Here is a 17291-nt window from a genome sequence, read left to right as displayed (position 1 = left end):
CCGGGCAGCCCCACCACCTCCACAGACCGTGTCCGTCAAATAGCGGGCGACGCGGAAAGGAAACCAGAAAATGCTCATTGCACAGCGGCCCACCCTGTCAGAGGACGTCGTCGACGAGTTCCGTTCGCGGTTCGTCATCGAGCCCCTCGAGCCCGGCTTCGGCTACACCCTCGGCAACTCGCTGCGCCGTACGCTCCTGTCGTCGATCCCGGGTGCAGCAGTCACCTCGATCAAGATCGACGGTGTCCTGCACGAGTTCTCGACGATCCCCGGCGTGACCGAGGACGTCACCGAGATCATCCTCAACCTCAAGAACATCGTGGTCAGCTCGGAGCACGACGAGCCCGTCGTCATGTACCTGCGCAAGCAGGGCCCCGGCGACGTCACCGCAGCCGACATCGCGCCTCCGGCCGGCGTCGAGGTGCACAACCCGGACCTCAAGATCGCGACCCTGAACGACAAGGGCAAGATCGAGGTGGAGCTGGTGGTCGAGCGCGGACGCGGTTACGTGTCGGCAGTCCAGAACAAGACCGGCGACGAGGAGATCGGGCGCATGCCGATCGACTCGATCTACAGCCCGGTCCTCAAGGTCACGTACAAGGTCGAGGCGACTCGTGTCGAGCAGCGCACCGACTTCGACAAGCTCATCATCGACGTGGAGACCAAGCGCTCGATCCTGCCGCGCGACGCCATGGCGTCGGCCGGCAAGACGCTCGTCGAGCTGTTCGGTCTCGCCCGCGAGCTGAACGTCGAGGCCGAGGGCATCGACATCGGCCCGTCGCCCGTCGACGAGGCGCTCGCCGCCGACCTGGCGCTCCCGGTGGAGGACCTCCACCTCACGGTGCGCTCGTACAACTGCCTCAAGCGCGAGGGCATCCACACCGTGGGTGAGCTCATCTCGCGCAGCGAGCAGGACCTGCTGGACATCCGCAACTTCGGTTCGAAGTCCATCGACGAGGTGAAGGCCAAGCTCGCAGAGATGGGCCTGGGCCTCAAGGACAGCCCTGCCGGGTTCGACCCGTCCGCGGTGGTCGACAGCTACGACGACGACGAGAGCTTCGCGGAGGACGAGCAGTACTGAGCCGACGCTCAGCACTGATCTCCGCACGACATCCCAGGAGACACAGCAATGCCCACGCCCACCAAGGGTCCGCGGTTCGGCGGGAGCCCGGCGCACCAGCGCCTCATCCTCGCCAATCTCGCACAGAGCCTGTTCGAGCACGGCCGCATCACCACCACCGAGGCGAAGGCCCGACGCCTTCGTCCGTACGCGGAGTCGCTGATCACGCGCGCCAAGGTCGACACGGTCGCCAACCGGCGCCAGGTCGTCAAGGTGATCCGTGACAAGCAGATCCTGCACGTGCTCTTCACCGAGGTCGCGCCGAAGTACACGACGCGCCCCGGCGGCTACACGCGCATCACCAAGATCGGGCCGCGCAAGGGCGACAACGCCCCCATGGCCGTGATCGAGCTCGTGGAGGAGAAGGACTTCTCCGTCACGACGAAGACGCCCAAGAAGTCCACGAAGGCAGAGACCGCCCCGGTCGCCGACAACGCCGACGAGGTCGAGGACCAGATCGCCGCTGCCGACGAGGCGCCGGCCGACGAGGCTCCCGAGGCTTCGGCCGACGAGGTCGAGGGCACCGACGCCGAGGGCACCGACGCCGAAGGCACCACCGAGAAGGCCTGACCTTCACCGGTCGAGCACGCACGCAGGCCGGCACCTGCTCCGAGAGGAGCGGGGGCCGGCCTTCGTGCACTCCAGGGCGCGGTCGCCCAGCTCATCCTCGGCCGCGGTGCGTCCGGCATCGACTGGCCGATGGCCTTCGTCTCGGGTCTGGTCGGCTCGTTCGTCAGCGCGCTGATCGTGACCCTGATCTGGCAGTGGTGGCGGGGACGGTCCACGTCCGCCGCCCGGTAGGACGTCGCAGGCAAGCCGTACGCGAGGGAATGAGCGACGCCTCCGTCGGCGTTGGAACCAGGTATGCCGCTCGAGCTCTCGGTCCTCGACCTCGTCCCCGTCCGCACCGACCAGTCGACCGGAGACGCTCTCGCCGCCACCGTGGCGCTGGCGCAGGCTGCCGACAATCTCGGCTACACGCGCTACTGGCTCGCGGAGCACCACAACATGCCGGCTGTCGCGGCGTCGTCGCCGCCGGTGCTGATCGCCCACGTCGCTGCCCAGACTGAGCGCATCCGCGTCGGCTCCGGAGGTGTGATGCTTCCGAACCACGCCCCGCTCGCCGTGGCCGAGCAGTTCGCGCTCCTCGAGGCGGCCCATCCTGGACGTATCGACCTGGGCATCGGGCGCGCGCCGGGCTCGGACCAGGTCACGTCCTGGATGCTCCGTGGCGCCGCGGGTCGCGACAACACCGACATCGAGCAGTTCCCCCAGTACCTCGACGACGTCATGGCGCTGATGGACTCCCAGGTGGGCGTCCGCGTGCCGCTCCAGGGACGGCAGTACCTCCTGAAGGCGACGCCGGCCGCGACCTCGGTTCCGCGACAGTGGTTGCTCGGCTCGTCGATGTACTCCGCCCACCTCGCCGCCGCCAAGGGCCTTCCCTACGTGTTCGCCCACCACTTCTCGGGCAAGGGCACCGCAGAGGCCCTGGCGACCTACCGTGCGGAGTTCCGCCCGAGCGAGCGCACACCTGAGCCGACGACCTTCTTGACCGTCAACGCCGTCGTCGCCGAGACGTACGACGAGGCCGTGGCGCTCGCGCTCCCGAACCTGCAGTCGATGGCACGGCTGATGACGGGCGCTCCCCTCGCCGCTCTCGATCTCGTCGAGGACGCCGAGAAGTCCCCTCTCACCCCGACGCAGGAGGCGATGGTGCAGGACGGCCTGGCGCGCAACATCGTCGGCGACCCCGAGCAGGCGGCCCAGCGACTGCAGGCCCTGGCAGCGGAGTTCGAGGTGGACGAGGTGATGGTGCACCCGGTGGCCTCCGCGAGGCAGGGCGCCGATCCGCGTCGCTCCGTCCCTCGGGAGCGGACCCTGGAGCTCTTGGCGGAGGCGCTGGGCTAGGTCGTGCGGTCGGCAGGGGGCGGGAGCAGCACAGCGGTCAGCGTGTCCCTGATCCAGTCCGCATAGCGCTGGTGCTCCCAGCCGAGCTCATCGACGAGGAGCCTGTGCATGTCAGGGCCGGTCAGAGCCCACACGGTGGCTGCGGCGTCCTCCTCCTCCAGGCCTTCTCGGAGCGCGCCGTTGGCAGCCACCCATCCGACGAACGCCTGGAGGTTGCTCAGGCGCGTGCGTTGATCCTGGGCCCGTTGCGTGGCGAGGACCGGGTCGACCTCGCCCGCGGACCGGATGACGTCGTCGATGGGTCGGACCCGGCGTGTGCGTTGGGCGATGTCGTCAGCGAACATCCTGATCTGGGTGCGCTGGTCCTTCTCTGCCCTGACCTCCTGGGGGCGCGTCTGCTCCAGCACGGGCGGACTGTCGACCTCGCTGGTGGCGTCGTAGTTGAGCACCTCGACGACGAGGCGATGCTTGGTGCCGAAGGTCTTGTAGAGGAGGTCCGTGCTCACCCCGGCGTCGGCGGCGATCGCCGCCATCGTCGTGCGGGCGTAGCCGCGTTCGACGAACATCCGGTGCGCGGACCGCAGCATCGCGATGCGGTTCTCGTCGGCGCGCTGACGACGCCGAGATGCGTCGTACGGACGGGATCCGGGAGACCGCTTGACGTGCTCGCTCATCGGGTCCACTCTAGAGGCGATTTAGTTCTAGTCGCACTAGAACGAAAGTGGGGGAGTCGGATGTCGAGGGGATACCAGATCGCCTACCGGTGCGGGGTCACGCCGTGGGAGGCCGCGGGTGACGGAGGCGCCGACCAGCTGGCCGGGCTGCTCACCGAGGAGGAGGCGCGCCCGCAGCCTTGGGGGTGCGCCCTCGACGTCGGCTGCGGCAGCGGGAGCCACACGATCGAGCTCGGACGCCGTGGGTGGACCGCGGTGGGCGTCGACGACGTGCAGAGGGCCATCGATCGCGCCCGGGCCCGGGACGGCGCCGAGCACGCCCGCTTCGTCTGCGCGGACGTCACGGCGCTGGCCGACGTCGAGCTCCCAGGCCCGGTCGAGCTCTTCGTGGACATCGGCTGCTTCCACGGACTCGGTGACGAGGCCCGCGCGGCGTACGGGACCGCGATGACGGCGGTCGCGTCACCGACCGCCTCGTTCCTGCTGCTGGCCTTCGCCCCCGGCCGCCGACCCCTCCTGCCGAGAGGGGCCGACGAGCGCGATCTGGCCCGGGCGCTCCCCGCGTGGGAGCTCACCGGCAGCTGCCTGGCCGACGTGTCGGGGATGCCGCGACCGCTCCGGTCGACGACGCCCCGCTTCTACCGGCTGCGTCGCCGACCCTGACGGCCCGGACGGCTCAGCTGTCGCCGTTCTTGCCGGTGGTGACGCCCATGCCGTTCGCGGCCCTGTCCACCGACCGGTGGAGGAGGCTCTCGAGGTCGAGCCCGGTCGAGGTCTTGAGCATCTGCAAGGTCTGGACGATGTTGTCGTTGACCTGCCTCGGCAGAGCCCCGGCGCCCTCGGTCGAGATCACCGTGAGCTGGTCGATCGCACTGATCGGTGCCGCGACCTCCTTGGCGATCTGCGGGAGCACCTCGATGAGCATCTGGAGGACCGCCGCGTCGTTGTAGCTTGCGAACGCCGCCGCGCGCTTGTCCATCGCCTCGGCCTCGGCGTGGCCGACGGCGAGCGTGGCGGAGGCCTGAGCCTCACCCTCGGCGCGGGTGGCCTCGGCCTCCGCCACGCGTCGGGCCTTCTCGGCCTCACCACGACGAGCGCCCTCGATCGCCTCGGCCTCCGCGATGGCCGTACGGCGTGACTTCTCCCCCTCACCGGTCAGACGCGCCTCCTCCGCCTTGGCCTCCGCGGCGGCGATGGTGGCGGCTTTGCGGGCCTCTGCCGCCGCGATGTCCGAGGAGCGGCGCGCCTCGGCCTCCTGCTCGACCTTGTACCGGGCCGCATCGGCCGGCTTGCGGACCTGAGTCTCCAGCTGCCGCTCGGTCAGGGCTGCCTGCCTGACGGCGACCTTCTCCTGCTCGACGAGCACGGCCTGGTCACGATCGGCCTGGGCCAGCGGACCGGCCGACGCCGCGTTTGCGGAGGCAGCGTCGGTCTCCGCCTTGATCTCCGCCTGCTTGAGCGCCAGCGTGCGCTGCGCGATGGCGATCTCCTCCTCGGCCTTCAGGCTCGCCTGCTCCGCGGCCTGGCGAGCCGCGGCCTCGGCGATCGCCGCGGTCTGCCGGTTACGGGCGGCTTCGGGGCGGCCGAGGTCGGCGAGATAGCTGCCGTCGTCGGTGACGTCCTGGATCTGGAACGTGTCGAGGATCAGACCCTGGCCGGTCAGGGAGTTCTCGGACTCGTCGGCCACGCGCTGGGCGAACGCGGCCCGGTCGCGGATGATCTGCTCGACCGTCAGACCGCCGACGATGGAGCGGAGCGCGCCGGCGAGGACCTCCTGCGTGAAGGGCTCGATGTCGGCCTGCTGCGACTGGAAGCGCTGGGCCGCGAGCCGGATCTGGTCGGCGTTGCCGCCCACCTTGACGATCGCGACACCCTCGACGTTCAGCTTGATGCCCTGTCCCGACACCGCACCACGGATCTGCACCGAGATGCGACGGCTCGAGAGGTCCATCGTCGCGAGCTTCTGCACGAACGGGACGACGAAGGTGCCGCCGCCGAGGATCACCTTCTGACCTGACAGGTCGGTGGTGAGGGCGCCGGTCTCCGGGTTGAGGACCGCCTTGCCCTTGCGGCCGGTGACGATGAAGGCCTGGTTGGGTCCGGCGACCTTGTAGCGGCTCGTGACAAGGAAGAGGAGCAGGAGGACGAGGACGGCGATGCCGGCGATCGGGATCAGCACGGGGGAGCCTTTCGGGTGGGGATCAGGGGAGGTCGTCCCACACCGGGGCGACCCTGACGGCGGTAGGGGAGAGGACGCCGGTCACGTGCACCTCGGTGCCGGCGTCGAGGGCTCTGTCGGCACGGGCGTTGAGCTGGAGCACGTGCCCGCCGACCGCGACGCGGACCGTGCCGTAACCGTCGTCGGGGATACCGGACACCACCCGCCCGCTGCGGCCGATGCTGTCCCCGGTCGAGGGAGTGGCGTCGCTGCTCCCACCGCGGACCAGGCCGGTCAGCCAGGCCGCCAACCACGCGACGACGACACCGCACCCGCCGCCGGCGAGCAGAGCGGGCAGGAGCGGGACACCGGCGCCGTCCGCGGCGGCAGCCCCGAACCCGAAGGCGGAGACGAAGCCGCCGACGACGGCGGTCGAGAAGGCGTCCCCGGGCAGCACGTCGAGAGCTCCGTCGAGCACTTCGCCGACGACGAGCGAGACGGCGAGAAGCGCGAGGCCGGCGAGGCCGAGGATCAGGAAGACGGTCACGCCTGCTCCGTACGTCGGGTCTGGCCCGCCCGTACGTCGGGGAACCGCTCGCCGGATCGTACTCGATGGCGAGGGCGCGCGGGACCGCTTCTCGCCAGCTCCTCGTCAGGTGGGACGGGGCGCGTCGAAACGGCGTTGACCGAGGGCGGAGACTAGGGCTGTGGGCCACGCAGAGCTGTCCGGGATCCGGTACGACCTCCCCGACGGGAGGGTGCTGCTGGACGACGTCGGCTTCCGCGTCGGCGACGGCGCGATCGTCGCCCTCGTCGGCGCCAACGGCGCGGGGAAGACCACGCTGCTGAGGATCATCACCGGTGAGATCTCGCCGCACGGTGGGTCGGTCAGCCGCAGCGGCGGCCTCGGCGTGATGAGGCAGATGGTGACACGTCACCCCGACGGCTCCCACCTCGAGACGGTGCGCGAGCTGCTCCTCTCGATCGCTCCGCCTCGCATCCGGGCAGCGGCCGCGCGGGTGGACGAGGTCGAGCTCGTCCTGATGGAGCGCGACGACGAGCCGACACAGCTGCGCTACGCCACCGCTCTGGCGGAGTACGGGGACGCGGGCGGCTACGACCTCGAGGTCACCTGGGACGCGTGCTGCACGGCCGCGCTGGGGATCTCCTACGAGCGGGCGATGTGGCGGGACCTCTCCACGATGTCGGGCGGAGAGCAGAAGCGGCTGGTGCTCGAGGGCCTTCTCCGCGGCCCCGACGAGGTGCTCCTTCTCGACGAGCCCGACAACTATCTCGACGTGCCCGGCAAGCAGTGGCTCGAGGAGCAGCTCACCGCCACGCAGAAGACTGTGCTGTACGTCAGCCACGACCGAGCTCTGCTGGCCAACACCGCCACGCGGGTGGTCACCCTCGAGGTCGGTGCCACCGGAAGCACGGCCTGGACCCACCCCGGCGGCTTCGCGACGTACCACGAGGCCCGCGCCGCTCGGTTCGCGAAGCTGGAGGAGCAGCACCGGCGGTGGGACGAGGAGCACCAGAAGCTCCGCGAGCTGGTGATCATGTACAAGACCAAGGCTGCCTACAACTCCGACATGGCCGCGCGCTACCGGGCGGCGCAGACGCGGCTGCGCAGGTTCGAGGAGGCGGGCCCGCCCGAGGTGGTGCCCCACGACCAGAACGTCGTCATGCGGCTCACCGGAGGCCGTACGGGCAAGCGGGCGGTCGTCGCCGAGAGCCTGGAGCTCACCGGACTCATGCGTCCGTTCGACCTCGAGGTCTGGTACGGCGAGCGCGTCGCGGTCCTCGGCTCCAACGGGTCGGGCAAGTCGCACTTCCTCCGCCTGCTCGCCGCCGGAGGCACCCGGCCGGACGTGGAGCACGAGCCGGTCGGGGACCAGGTGGTCGAGCCGGTCGCGCACCGCGGGCTCGCCAAGCTCGGGGCGAGGGTCCGGCCCGGGTGGTTCGTGCAGACCCACCACCATCCCGAGCTGGTCGGTCGCACCCTGCTCGAGGTCCTGCACCGTGGCGACGTCGATGCGCGCGGGATCGGTCGGCGAGGGATGGGTCGGGAGGAGGCCGCGCGCAAGCTCGACCGCTACGGGCTGGCCCGCTCCGCCGAGCAGGCGTTCGACTCTTTGTCGGGCGGTCAGCAGGCGCGGTTCCAGATCTTGCTCCTGGAGCTGTCGGGAGCGACCCTCCTGCTGCTCGACGAGCCGACCGACAACCTCGACGTCGAGTCGGCCGAGGCGTTGGAGGACGGGCTCGAGGCGTTCGACGGGACGGTCCTCGCGGTGACCCACGACCGGTGGTTCGCGCGGCGGTTCGACCGGTTCCTCGTGTTCGGCGCCGACGGTGACGTCTACGAGAGCGACGAGCCGGTCTGGGACGAGGGCCGGGTCCTGCGCGACCGCTGAGCTGTCACGTCCGGGCTCCGCCGTGTGTCATGGGGGCAGGACCTACGAGGAGAGGGATGAGCGCGAACGACCACGATGAGCTCCTCGCACGGTTCGAGGAGGACCGATCCCGGCTGAGGTCGATCGCCTTCCGGATGCTCGGGTCCGCCGACGACGCCGACGACGCGCTGCAGGAGGCGTGGCTGCGGGTCAGTCGGGCCGAGGCCGGTGACGTGGAGAACCCGGCGGCCTGGCTGAGGACGGTCGTCGCGCGGGTCTGCCTGAACGCGCTGCGGACACGGCGGAGCCGGCGTGAGCAGTCCCTGGTCCATGTGCCCGACCCCATCGTCAGTCCCGACTCGGGTCCGGGGCCGGAGGACTCGGCGCTGCTCGCCGAGGGCGTCGGACTGGCGCTGCTGGTGGTGCTGGAGGGGCTCAGCCCGGCTGAGCGCGTCGCCTTCGTCCTGCACGACGTGTTCGGGGTCGCCTTCGCCGAGATCGCCGCCGTCCTCGACCGCAGCCCGGAAGCCACTCGCCAGCTCGCGAGCCGGGCGCGGCGTCGGGTCCAGGGGCAGGCGCCAGCGCCGGATCCCGACCTGGCGCGCCAGCGGGAGGTGGTCGACGCCTTCTTCGCCGCATCGCGAGAGGGGGATCTCGACGGCTTGATCGCCGTTCTGCACCCGGACGTCATCCTGCGCTCGGACGGCGGAAGCGGTCGGCCGCAGTCCACCGTCGTGCTCCACGGCGCCGAGGAGGTCGCCGGGCAGGCCGCCGCGACCAGTCGCCTCTCTCCGTTCACCCGCCGTGTCCTCGTCAACGGGGTCCCCGGCGTCGTGGTCGCTCCGCGCGGCCGGCTCCAGGTGGTCATGGCGTTCACGGTCACGGGCGGTCGGATCGTCGCGATCGACGTCCTGGCCGACCCGCACCGTCTGTCACGGGTGGACCTGGGGCGACTGGAGGGCTGAGGGGATCGCCGGCGACCGGCGGCAGCGCCGTCTGTCACACCGGGGACTGGCTGCTGTCACACCGAGGCGCCGGGGCGTGTCTGTCTCGTAGAGTGGCCACGCTCACCGGCGTGGTCCTGTCACGAGAGGACTTCTCATGGGCATCGTCTCGACCGCCGTCGTCATCCTCGCAGCCGCCTGGGTCGGCTTCTCCGCCGTCGCCACCTACACGCGCCAGGGCTGGGTCGTCGACAACTTCGCCGACTACGGCGTGCCGAGGTCCTGGTGGCCCTGGCTGGCCACCGCCAAGCTCCTCGGCGCGCTCGGCCTCCTGGTGGGGCTGGTCGTCCCGCCCATCGGCGTGCTGGCTGCCGGAGGTCTCGTCGTCTACTTCCTCGGCGCGATCGTCACCGTCGTACGGGCCGGCGCCTACGCGCACCTGCCGTTCCCGCTGCTCTATCTCACCCCGGCTGCGGTCGCCGGGACGCTGATCGGGACCGCCTGAGAGGTCCTCACGCCGCGAGGTCGTCCGGCGCGAAGGCGACGAGCTCGGTGTCGGTGGCCAGGTGTGTCGTCTCGACCGGCACACGCAGGTAGCGCGCCGACGTGGCGAGCGCACGAGCCCAGGTCCGATCTGCGTCGTTCATGCCGCCGGGTCCCGGCCGGCTGAGCAGGAAGGCGACCGTCGTCCCCGGCTCGAGCTCGTCCACGACCTGCTTGATCGCCCCGACGATCTCGGTGACCTGCTCCGGCTCGGCCGTCGGCGGGACGTCGGCGACCTCGGCCAGACGCGGGTGCATGCGGCGGTCAGGGTCCACGAACGCGAACCAGAGGGCTCGGCGGGAGAAGCCGAGCTCGCCCACCAGCGTGCTCCACCGGGCACGGAGGTCGGCCTGGCCTCGGATCGGGTCGTGAAGGGATGCATGGGTGTCCGTCATTCGAGCAGCCTGCCCGATCCCGACCGCGCCCCGCCTGCGTCGTCCACAGGCCCGCGGCGCGGGATCAGGGGTGCGGTCCGGCCGCCCGAAGACGCTCGGGGATCCCCAGCGCGTTGACCCAGAGCCGGGTCAACGTGTGCGCGAGCCTCTCGACGTCACGCTCTGCTCCCACCACGAAGGCGTTGTACGCGGTCCGCGACACCATCGACGACAGCGCGGCGGCCGCCAGGTCGGCATCGAGCTCGGGATCGGCGAGGCCGCGCTCCTGGAGCGCGCGGACGCTGCGGGCGTTGCGCGCGGTGAAGGCCCGCGCGCGCTGCCGCCGTACGTCGGCGAACCGGTCGTCGATGGTCGAGACCTGCTCCAGGAGCCGCATCAGCTGCGCGTTGCGCTGGTACGACTCGAGATAGGCGCGGTTGGCGGCGGCGATCACGGCCACAGGGTCCTCGGTGCGGGAGACGTCGCGGAGGTCAGGATGGAGCATCTCCTCCTTCACCTCCTCGAGCACCGCGGCGAAGATCTCCTCCTTGCCGGTGAAGTACGTGTAGAACGACCCCGCAGCAGTCCCGGCCTCTGTCGTGATGTCGGCGAGGCGGGCCTCGAGGTAGCCGTCGCGCTCGAAGACCCGTCGCGCCGCCGCGACGAGGGCGGCCCGCGTCCGAGCTCCACGCGCCGTACGCGGTGGCTCGCGGGTCGTGCCGTCGGTCGCGTCGCCGTCGACCGGGATCGGTCGCGTCATCCCCGTCCTTCCGTGCCGACGCCCCGGTCGACAGCTTCGACTTGAAGTTGAGATCGGATTCAAGTATACAGAAGCCCCCGACGGAGGAGGACCGGATGGAGCTGCACGGTGCGGTCGCTGTCGTCACAGGTGGTGGCGGAGGGATCGGCAGCGCACTGGCTCGACGCTTCGCGGCCGAGGGCGCGCGCGTCGTCGTGGCCGACCTGGACAGCGCCGCCGCGGAGGCGGCCGCTGCAGAGGTCGAGGCCGTACGCCCCGGGTCCGCGATCGCCCACGCTGCCGACGTCGCCGACCCCGCTCAGATCGACGAGCTCCTGGCGCGTGCCGAGGAGGCCTACGGTCCGGTTGACCTCTACGCCGCGAACGCAGGCGTCTCCGGTGGGCACGGCCTCGGCGGTGAGGCGGCGTGGGACGTGGCCCTGGACGTCAACCTGCGCGCTCACGTGCGTGCCGCCGATTTGCTGGTCCCGCGCTGGCTCGAGCGCGGACGAGGCTACTTCGTCAGCACGGCGTCGGCGGCGGGGCTGCTCACGCAGATCGGCTCCGCGGCGTACGCGGTGACCAAGCATGCCGCAGTCGGGTTCGCCGAGTGGCTGTCGGTCACCTACGGCGACCGGGGCATCGGTGTCAGCTGCCTCTGCCCCATGGGCGTCGAGACGGCGTTGCTGCGTGCGGGGGAGCGGTCCGGTGACCGCCTCGGCGAGGCGGCCACCCGCGCGGTGACCTCGGCCGGCGAGGTCCTCGATCCGGACACCGTCGCCGACGACGTGGTCCGTGCCGTCCGTGCCGAGGAGTTCCTGATCCTCCCGCACCCTCAGGTGCTCGCGATGTACCGCCAGAAGAGCGCCGACTACGACCGATGGATCCGCGGGATGCGGCGCTACCAGGCCCAGCTGCTCGACCCCCGACCCTGACCAACCAGGAGGACGCATGTCCCTGTTCGAGACCACCGAGCGCAGCGCCAGATATCAGGAGGAGCTCCTGGCCTTCATGGACAGCCACGTCTATCCGGCAGAGGCCGTCTATGCCGCCCAGATGCGCGAGGCCGGTGATCCCCACCACCACCCGCAGGTCATCGAGGACCTCAAGGCGGAGGCCCAGCGCCGCGGGTTGTGGAACCTCTTCCACCCGCACCCCGAGTGGGGACCCGGACTCTCCAACTTCGAGTACGCGCCGCTCGCCGAGATCATGGGCAGGAGCCCGCACCTCGCGCCGGAGGCCTGCAACTGCGCGGCGCCCGACACCGGCAACATGGAGGTCCTGACGCTGTTCGGGAGCGAGGAGCACAAGAAGACCTACCTGCGGCCCCTCCTCGACGGCACCATCCGGTCCGCCTTCGCCATGACGGAGCCTGCCGTCGCCAGCTCCGACGCCACCAACGTCGAGATGCGGATGGAGCGCGACGGCGACGAGTACGTCCTCAACGGCCGCAAGTGGTTCGCCTCCAACGCGATGCACCGCAACTGCCGGGTCCTGATCGTGATGGGCAAGACCGATCCGACGGCGGCGACCCACCGTCAGCAGTCGATGATGGTCGTCCCCCTCGACGCACCTGGGATCACGGTGCTGCGCAACCTCCCGGTCTTCGGCTACCAGGACCGAGAGGGTCACGCCGAGCTCGTCTTCGAGGACGTCCGGGTCCCGGCCGCCGACGTGCTGGCCGGAGAGGGCGAGGGGTTCGCGATCAGCCAGGCACGTCTCGGTCCCGGCCGGATCCACCACTGCATGCGGGCGATCGGGATGGCCGAGCGAGCACTCGAGCTGATGTGCACCCGCGCACTGGCACGGGAGACCTTCGGGGCCCCCGTCGCCGAACGGTCGAACATCCAGGACTGGATCGCGGAGGCGCGGATCGAGATCGAGAAGAGTCGCCTCCTCACGCTCAAGGCGGCCTACGTGATGGACGAGTCGGGCAACAGGGCCGCCCGTACCGAGATCGCCGCGATCAAGGTCGACGCCCCGAACATGGCGCTCAAGATCGTCGATCGTGCGATCCAGGTCCACGGCGCGGCGGGGGTCACCGAGGACGTCCCTCTTGCGTCGTTCTACGCCCACCTGCGGACGCTGCGCATCGCCGACGGGCCGGACGAGGTCCACAAGCGCACCCTGGCCCGCCGGGAGCTTCGCCGGCACGCGGGCACGGTCGCCTGAGGCGCCGTCACCCCCGGCGTACGTGCAGGACGCGGAAGCCCTTCGCGCTCGCGACCCTCTCGGTGGGCCAGCCCTGGTCGGTCAGCCACCGCTGGAGCGAGTCGGCACCGAGGTTCTTGCCCACCACCAGGCGGGCGACGCCATCAGGTGCGAGCCGGGGGAGCCACTGCAGGAGGAGCTCGTGCAGCGCGGCCTTGCCGATCCGGATCGGAGGGTTCGACCAGATCTCGTCGAAGACCAGGGACGCAGGGACCTCGTCCGGCGCCGCCACGACGACCCGCGACCCGACGCCGGCACGCTCGGCGTTGGACCGGGTGAGATCGCGCGCGCGAGCGTTGGTGTCGACCGCGTGCACCGTGGCGGCCGGCACCGTGACCGCGACCGCGACGGCGATCGGACCCCAGCCGCACCCGAGGTCCAGCACCGTCCGCGCCTCACGGGGCGGCTCCGAGCTGCTCATCAGCACCGCCGTCGCCTTGTCGAGACCCCCTCGCGCGAAGACGCCGGCGGCCGTCGTGAACGTGAGGCTGCGACCCCAGATCTCCGCCGTCACGTCGCGCCGACCCTCGGGGCCGGTCGGATCGCTGTCGAAGTAGTGCTCAGTCATCCTCGGGGCTCTCGAGCGGACCTCGGAAGGTACGCGTCTCCTGTGCGCGGGCGGCGAGCCGGGACTCCGCCGGGTAGACGACCTCCTCGAGCGTGAGCCCGAGCGACGGCATCACCTTCACCCGCGAGTCCCGGGTCCGTGCCTTGAGCACCCGCACCATCCACGCCGGCTCGTGGCGGCCTTCGCCGACCGCCGTGAGCGCGCCCATCAGCGACCGGACCATCGAGTGGCAGAAGGCGTCAGCGACCACCGTCGTCTCGACGATCGACGAGTCGGTGCGCCGGGTGGTGAGCTGCATGAGGCTGCGGATGGTGCTCGCCCCCTCCCGCCGACGGCAGAACGCGGCGAAGTCCTGCTCGCCCAGCACGCCGACCGCGGCGTCGTTCATCAGCGACACGTCGAGCGGACGGTGGTGGTGGACGACGTGGTTGCGGTGGAGCGGGTCAGGGCCGGTCACGCCGTCCCAGATCCGGTAGACGTAGCGCCGGCGCAGCGCGGAGAAGCGTGCGTCGAACCCGTCGGGCGCGACCCGTGCGGCCCGCACCACGATGTCGTCGGGGAGCACGCGGTCGAGACGGCGGAGCAGGTGCGCCTCGTCCATCTCGAGCTCGTCGGGAAGGTCGACGTGAGCGACCTGACCGCGTGCGTGGACGCCGGTGTCCGTACGGCCGGCGACGGTCAGCCTCGCGGGCCCGTCGAGCCGGAGCACCAGCGTCAGCGCGTCCTCGATGGTCTGCTGCACCGACGGAAGGCCGGGTTGCGAGGCCCAGCCGCGGTAAGCGCCACCGTCGTAGGCCAGGTCCAGTCTCCAACGCACCTGCTCAACCTACCGATCGCGTCAAACGGCCGTGACACCCCGTCCGTCCCCGGTGAGCGCGAGGACGAGCTTGCCCGTGTTGGAGCCCTCGAAGAGTCCGAGCCACGTCTCGTGGAACGCCTCCACACCGCCCTCGACCACAGTCTCGCGGGCGACCACCGAGCCGTCGGAGATCCAGGAGGCGATCGTGTCGATCGCCTCCGGATAACGGTCCTCGTAGTCGAAGACGACGAAGCCGGTCATGGACGCCCGGAAGACCAGCAGCGACAGGTACCGGCGTGGGCCGGCGGGCAGGGACGTCGCGTTGTACGCCGAGATCGCGCCGCAGAGGACCACCCGCGCGTGACGGCGGAGGTTGGCGAGGCCGGCGTCCAGGATGTCACCGCCGACGTTGTCGAAGAAGACGTCCACTCCCTGGGGCGCCACCTCCCGCAGACGCTCGAGGACGTTCTCGTCCTTGTAGTCGATGGCGGCGTCGAAACCGATCGACGTCAGCCACGCGCACTTGTCGGGGCCACCGGCGATGCCGACCACCGTGCAGCCCATCGCCTTGGCGATCTGGCCCGCGACGCTGCCCACGGCCCCGGCGGCACCCGAGACGAGCACCGTCTCGCCCGGCTGGAGGCGGCCGACGTCGGTGAGACCGAAGTACGCGGTCATCCCGGGCAGGCCCAGTGCGCCGAGCCACGTCGGGGCTCCCGCGACGGCCAGGTCGATCGTGGTGACGCCGCGGCCGTCGGAGAGGGCGTACTCGGTCACGCCGAACATCCCCATGACCGCGTCGCCCACCTCGAAGTCGGGGTGCTTCGAAGCCACGACCGTGCCGGTCGCTCCGGCACGCATGACCTCGCCGAGGCCCACCGGAGGGATGTACGACCGGACGTCGTTCAGCCACCCGCGCATCGCCGGGTCGAGCGAGACGTGGTCGACCCGTACGACGATCTCTCCGGGGCCGGGCGCGGGGACCTCCGTCGTCACCGTCTCCCACGTGTTCTCGTCGGGGTAACCCTTCGGGCGCTCCCGCAGCAGGAGCTGACGGCTGGTGAACGGGGGCGTGGCGGGAGCGGGCATCGGGGTGTTCCTCTCGTGGCGGCTGCGGCCACTGTAGGGGGCCCGGAGACGGCGACGGGCCCGCCCAACGGTGTGGACGGGCCCGTCGGGTGACGTGGGTGCTGCTCAGCCCCAGCGCTCGGTGCTCGAGGGGAAGGTGAGCCCGCGTTCGCCGGTGTAGATCTGCTTCGGCCGGGCGATCTTCTGCTCCTTGTCGTCCACCAGCTCCACCCACTGCGCGAGCCAGCCGGCCGTACGCGGGATGGCGAACATCACCGTGAACATCTCCGGCGGGAACTGCAGCGCCTCGTAGATGAGGCCGGAGTAGAAGTCGACGTTGGGATAGAGCTTGCGCTTGACGAAGTACTCGTCCTCGAGCGCGATCTTCTCGAGCTCCTGCGCGACCTCCAGGTAGGGGTTGACGCCCGTCACCTCGAAGACGTCGTCGCACGCCTTCTTGATGATCGTGGCGCGCGGGTCGTAGTTCTTGTAGACGCGGTGGCCGAAGCCCATCAGGCGTTCGTTGCCGGCCTTGACGCCCTCGATGAACGCCGGGACGTTGTCCTTGGTCTTGATCCGCTTGAGCATCCGCAGGACCGCCTCGTTGGCGCCGCCGTGAAGCGGGCCGTAGAGAGCCGCGATGCCGGCCGAGACGGCGGAGTACGGGTCGACCTGGGTGGAGCCGACCGACCGGACCGCGTTGGTCGAGGCGTTCTGCTCGTGATCGGCGTGCAGGATGAAGAGGACCTCGAGCGCCTTGGCCAGCCGCGGGTCCGCCTCGTACTTCGGCTCGCTCATCTTGAAGAGCATCGCGAGGAAGTTCTCGGCGTACGAGAGGTCGTTGTCGGGGTAGACGTAGGGCTTGCCCTGCGCGTGCCGGAACGACCAGGCGCCGAGCGTCGGCATCTTGGCGATCATCCGGACGATCTGCAGGTGCCGGACCTCGGGGTCCTGGATGTTGCGGGCCTCGGGGTAGAAGGTCGAGAGACCGCCCACCGCCGACAGCAGCATGCCCATCGGGTGGGCGTCGTAGCGGAAGCCCTGCATGAGCGACTTGATGTTCTCGTGCACGAAGGTGTGGAAGGTGATCTCGTGCACCCAGGCGTCGTACTGCTCCTTGGAGGGCAGGTCGCCGTGGATGAGCAGGTAGGCGACCTCGAGGAAGTTCGACTTCTCCGCGAGCTGCTCGATGGGGTAGCCGCGGTACTCGAGGATGCCCTTCTCGCCGTCGATGAACGTGACGGCCGAGCGGGTCGAGGCGGTGTTGGTGAACCCGGGGTCGTACGACGCGATGCCGGGCTCGTCGTCGTTGACCCGGATCTTGCCGAGGTCGCTCGCGCGGATGGTCCCGTCGACGATCGGGAGCACGTAGTCCTTGCCCGTCCGGTCGTCGCGGACGGTCAGGGTCTGGCCGTCAGCCGAAGGCGTGGCGTCTGTCACGAGGAGGTCTCCTTGTGCCGTGGCGTGCGCACGCTGGGTCGATGCGCCGCTCGAGTCAGGGGTCCCCTGGGGTGTTCGGACCCACTCCAACTTATTGCCTCCTGCAGTGGAACGTGAATCCGGGGGTCCGCTGTCCGGGACGCCGAGGCCCACCGCCTCCGGCTCCCTTGGCCGCCGGGGGTATCATCAAATCGGTGCGTCAGGCGTACGACGCACCCCGTGGGCAGCCCGTTTTGACCGAGCCCGCCCCGGCACGTTATCGTTGTACGTCGTTGTGCCTTGATCCGCCGCGGCCTTGCTGCGTCCATCTCGGCGCATCGTCAGACCCCATCCATACGAAGGTAGATCT

18 protein-coding genes are annotated in these 17291 nt (G+C 70.4%); 9 read left to right on the top strand and 9 right to left on the bottom strand.

Annotated features, from left to right (window positions below):
* The first annotated feature begins 70 nt into the window (after positions 1-70).
* From KV100_RS06465 to KV100_RS06455, 3 genes are all read left to right on the top strand, one after another.
* Complete coding sequence (locus KV100_RS06465; RefSeq protein WP_220342043.1) at positions 71-1081, top strand: DNA-directed RNA polymerase subunit alpha; 1011 nt, start codon at positions 71-73, stop codon at positions 1079-1081.
* A gap of 48 nt (positions 1082-1129) precedes the next feature.
* Positions 1130-1690 carry a 50S ribosomal protein L17 gene (gene rplQ / locus KV100_RS06460; RefSeq protein ID WP_220342042.1) on the top strand — a complete coding sequence of 187 codons (561 nt, stop codon included), beginning with the start codon at positions 1130-1132 and terminating at the stop codon, positions 1688-1690.
* A gap of 294 nt (positions 1691-1984) precedes the next feature.
* Entirely contained in the window at positions 1985-3031 is a 1047-nt protein-coding gene (locus KV100_RS06455) for an LLM class flavin-dependent oxidoreductase (RefSeq protein WP_220342041.1), read from the top strand.
* Here the strand turns inward: KV100_RS06455 and KV100_RS06450 are convergent.
* Positions 3028-3705 carry a TetR/AcrR family transcriptional regulator gene (locus KV100_RS06450; RefSeq protein WP_220342040.1) on the bottom strand — a complete coding sequence of 226 codons (678 nt, stop codon included), beginning with the start codon at positions 3703-3705 and terminating at the stop codon, positions 3028-3030. The genes KV100_RS06455 and KV100_RS06450 overlap by 4 nt on opposite strands.
* A gap of 60 nt (positions 3706-3765) precedes the next feature.
* Here KV100_RS06450 and KV100_RS06445 point away from each other — a divergent pair, with 60 nt between their 5' ends.
* Positions 3766-4368 (top strand): class I SAM-dependent methyltransferase, encoded by a 603-nt coding sequence (locus KV100_RS06445; protein ID WP_220342039.1) that lies wholly within the window; start codon positions 3766-3768, stop codon positions 4366-4368.
* Between the two features lie 13 nt (positions 4369-4381).
* Here the strand turns inward: KV100_RS06445 and KV100_RS06440 are convergent, their stop codons facing one another.
* A complete protein-coding gene (locus KV100_RS06440) occupies positions 4382-5884 on the bottom strand; it encodes a flotillin family protein (protein ID WP_220342038.1) in 1503 nt (500 codons plus the stop codon).
* A gap of 22 nt (positions 5885-5906) precedes the next feature.
* A complete protein-coding gene (locus KV100_RS06435; RefSeq protein WP_220342037.1) occupies positions 5907-6410 on the bottom strand; it encodes a hypothetical protein in 504 nt (167 codons plus the stop codon).
* 160 nt (positions 6411-6570) lie between these two features.
* Here KV100_RS06435 and KV100_RS06430 point away from each other — a divergent pair, with 160 nt between their 5' ends.
* From KV100_RS06430 to KV100_RS06420, 3 genes are all read left to right on the top strand, one after another.
* Positions 6571-8277 carry an ABC-F family ATP-binding cassette domain-containing protein gene (locus tag KV100_RS06430; RefSeq protein ID WP_220342036.1) on the top strand — a complete coding sequence of 569 codons (1707 nt, stop codon included), beginning with the start codon at positions 6571-6573 and terminating at the stop codon, positions 8275-8277.
* A gap of 56 nt (positions 8278-8333) precedes the next feature.
* Positions 8334-9221, top strand: a complete 888-nt coding sequence (gene sigJ, locus KV100_RS06425) for an RNA polymerase sigma factor SigJ (RefSeq protein WP_220342035.1) — start codon at positions 8334-8336, stop codon at positions 9219-9221.
* Between the two features lie 136 nt (positions 9222-9357).
* Positions 9358-9705: a DoxX family protein gene (locus KV100_RS06420; protein WP_220342034.1), complete on the top strand. Its 348-nt coding sequence runs from the start codon at positions 9358-9360 to the stop codon at positions 9703-9705.
* Positions 9706-9712: 7 nt separating this feature from the next.
* On the opposite strand, the gene KV100_RS06415 is transcribed toward KV100_RS06420, so the two are convergent.
* Both KV100_RS06415 and KV100_RS06410 read right to left on the bottom strand, forming a co-directional pair.
* Positions 9713-10138, bottom strand: coding sequence for a hypothetical protein (locus tag KV100_RS06415; RefSeq protein WP_220342033.1), 426 nt, complete (start codon positions 10136-10138; stop codon positions 9713-9715).
* A 64-nt stretch (positions 10139-10202) separates the two neighbouring features.
* Entirely contained in the window at positions 10203-10877 is a 675-nt protein-coding gene (locus KV100_RS06410; RefSeq protein ID WP_220342032.1) for a TetR/AcrR family transcriptional regulator, read from the bottom strand.
* 95 nt (positions 10878-10972) lie between these two features.
* Between KV100_RS06410 and KV100_RS06405 the strand changes: the two genes are divergently transcribed.
* Both KV100_RS06405 and KV100_RS06400 read left to right on the top strand, forming a co-directional pair.
* A complete protein-coding gene (locus KV100_RS06405) occupies positions 10973-11791 on the top strand; it encodes an SDR family oxidoreductase (protein ID WP_220342031.1) in 819 nt (272 codons plus the stop codon).
* Positions 11792-11807: 16 nt separating this feature from the next.
* Positions 11808-13028 (top strand): acyl-CoA dehydrogenase family protein, encoded by a 1221-nt coding sequence (locus KV100_RS06400; RefSeq protein ID WP_220342030.1) that lies wholly within the window; start codon positions 11808-11810, stop codon positions 13026-13028.
* 7 nt (positions 13029-13035) lie between these two features.
* Here KV100_RS06400 and KV100_RS06395 read toward each other — a convergent pair whose 3' ends face one another.
* The 4 genes from KV100_RS06395 to KV100_RS06380 all read right to left on the bottom strand — a co-directional run bounded on the left by KV100_RS06395 (position 13036) and on the right by KV100_RS06380 (position 16942).
* On the bottom strand, positions 13036-13635 hold the full coding sequence (locus KV100_RS06395) for a class I SAM-dependent methyltransferase (RefSeq protein WP_220342029.1): 600 nt from the start codon (positions 13633-13635) through the stop codon (positions 13036-13038).
* Positions 13628-14452: a tRNA pseudouridine(38-40) synthase TruA gene (truA, locus tag KV100_RS06390; protein WP_220342028.1), complete on the bottom strand. Its 825-nt coding sequence runs from the start codon at positions 14450-14452 to the stop codon at positions 13628-13630. The genes KV100_RS06395 and truA overlap by 8 nt, the downstream gene beginning before the upstream one ends.
* A 21-nt stretch (positions 14453-14473) precedes the next feature.
* Entirely contained in the window at positions 14474-15523 is a 1050-nt protein-coding gene (locus KV100_RS06385; RefSeq protein ID WP_220342027.1) for an NADP-dependent oxidoreductase, read from the bottom strand.
* A gap of 105 nt (positions 15524-15628) precedes the next feature.
* Positions 15629-16942, bottom strand: coding sequence for a citrate synthase (locus tag KV100_RS06380; RefSeq protein WP_220342026.1), 1314 nt, complete (start codon positions 16940-16942; stop codon positions 15629-15631).
* Between the last annotated feature and the right edge of the window lie 349 nt (positions 16943-17291).

Origin of the sequence: Mumia sp. zg.B21, assembly GCF_019550855.1 — a bacterium.
Lineage (GTDB): Bacteria > Actinomycetota > Actinomycetes > Propionibacteriales > Nocardioidaceae > Mumia.
This window is presented reverse-complemented; position numbering and strand designations above follow the sequence as displayed.

What these genes read in the sequence shown, in the direction of transcription:
- KV100_RS06465 (WP_220342043.1), top strand. Translation starts at nt 71, where the DNA reads ATGCTCATTGCACAGCGGCCCACCCTGTCAGAGGACGTCGTCGACGAG.
- rplQ (WP_220342042.1), top strand. Translation starts at nt 1,130, where the DNA reads ATGCCCACGCCCACCAAGGGTCCGCGGTTCGGCGGGAGCCCGGCGCAC.
- KV100_RS06455 (WP_220342041.1), top strand. Translation starts at nt 1,985, where the DNA reads ATGCCGCTCGAGCTCTCGGTCCTCGACCTCGTCCCCGTCCGCACCGAC.
- KV100_RS06450 (WP_220342040.1), bottom strand. Translation starts at nt 3,705, where the DNA reads ATGAGCGAGCACGTCAAGCGGTCTCCCGGATCCCGTCCGTACGACGCA.
- KV100_RS06445 (WP_220342039.1), top strand. Translation starts at nt 3,766, where the DNA reads ATGTCGAGGGGATACCAGATCGCCTACCGGTGCGGGGTCACGCCGTGG.
- sigJ (WP_220342035.1), top strand. Translation starts at nt 8,334, where the DNA reads ATGAGCGCGAACGACCACGATGAGCTCCTCGCACGGTTCGAGGAGGAC.
- KV100_RS06420 (WP_220342034.1), top strand. Translation starts at nt 9,358, where the DNA reads ATGGGCATCGTCTCGACCGCCGTCGTCATCCTCGCAGCCGCCTGGGTC.
- KV100_RS06415 (WP_220342033.1), bottom strand. Translation starts at nt 10,138, where the DNA reads ATGACGGACACCCATGCATCCCTTCACGACCCGATCCGAGGCCAGGCC.
- KV100_RS06410 (WP_220342032.1), bottom strand. Translation starts at nt 10,877, where the DNA reads ATGACGCGACCGATCCCGGTCGACGGCGACGCGACCGACGGCACGACC.
- KV100_RS06405 (WP_220342031.1), top strand. Translation starts at nt 10,973, where the DNA reads ATGGAGCTGCACGGTGCGGTCGCTGTCGTCACAGGTGGTGGCGGAGGG.
- KV100_RS06400 (WP_220342030.1), top strand. Translation starts at nt 11,808, where the DNA reads ATGTCCCTGTTCGAGACCACCGAGCGCAGCGCCAGATATCAGGAGGAG.
- KV100_RS06395 (WP_220342029.1), bottom strand. Translation starts at nt 13,635, where the DNA reads ATGACTGAGCACTACTTCGACAGCGATCCGACCGGCCCCGAGGGTCGG.
- KV100_RS06385 (WP_220342027.1), bottom strand. Translation starts at nt 15,523, where the DNA reads ATGCCCGCTCCCGCCACGCCCCCGTTCACCAGCCGTCAGCTCCTGCTG.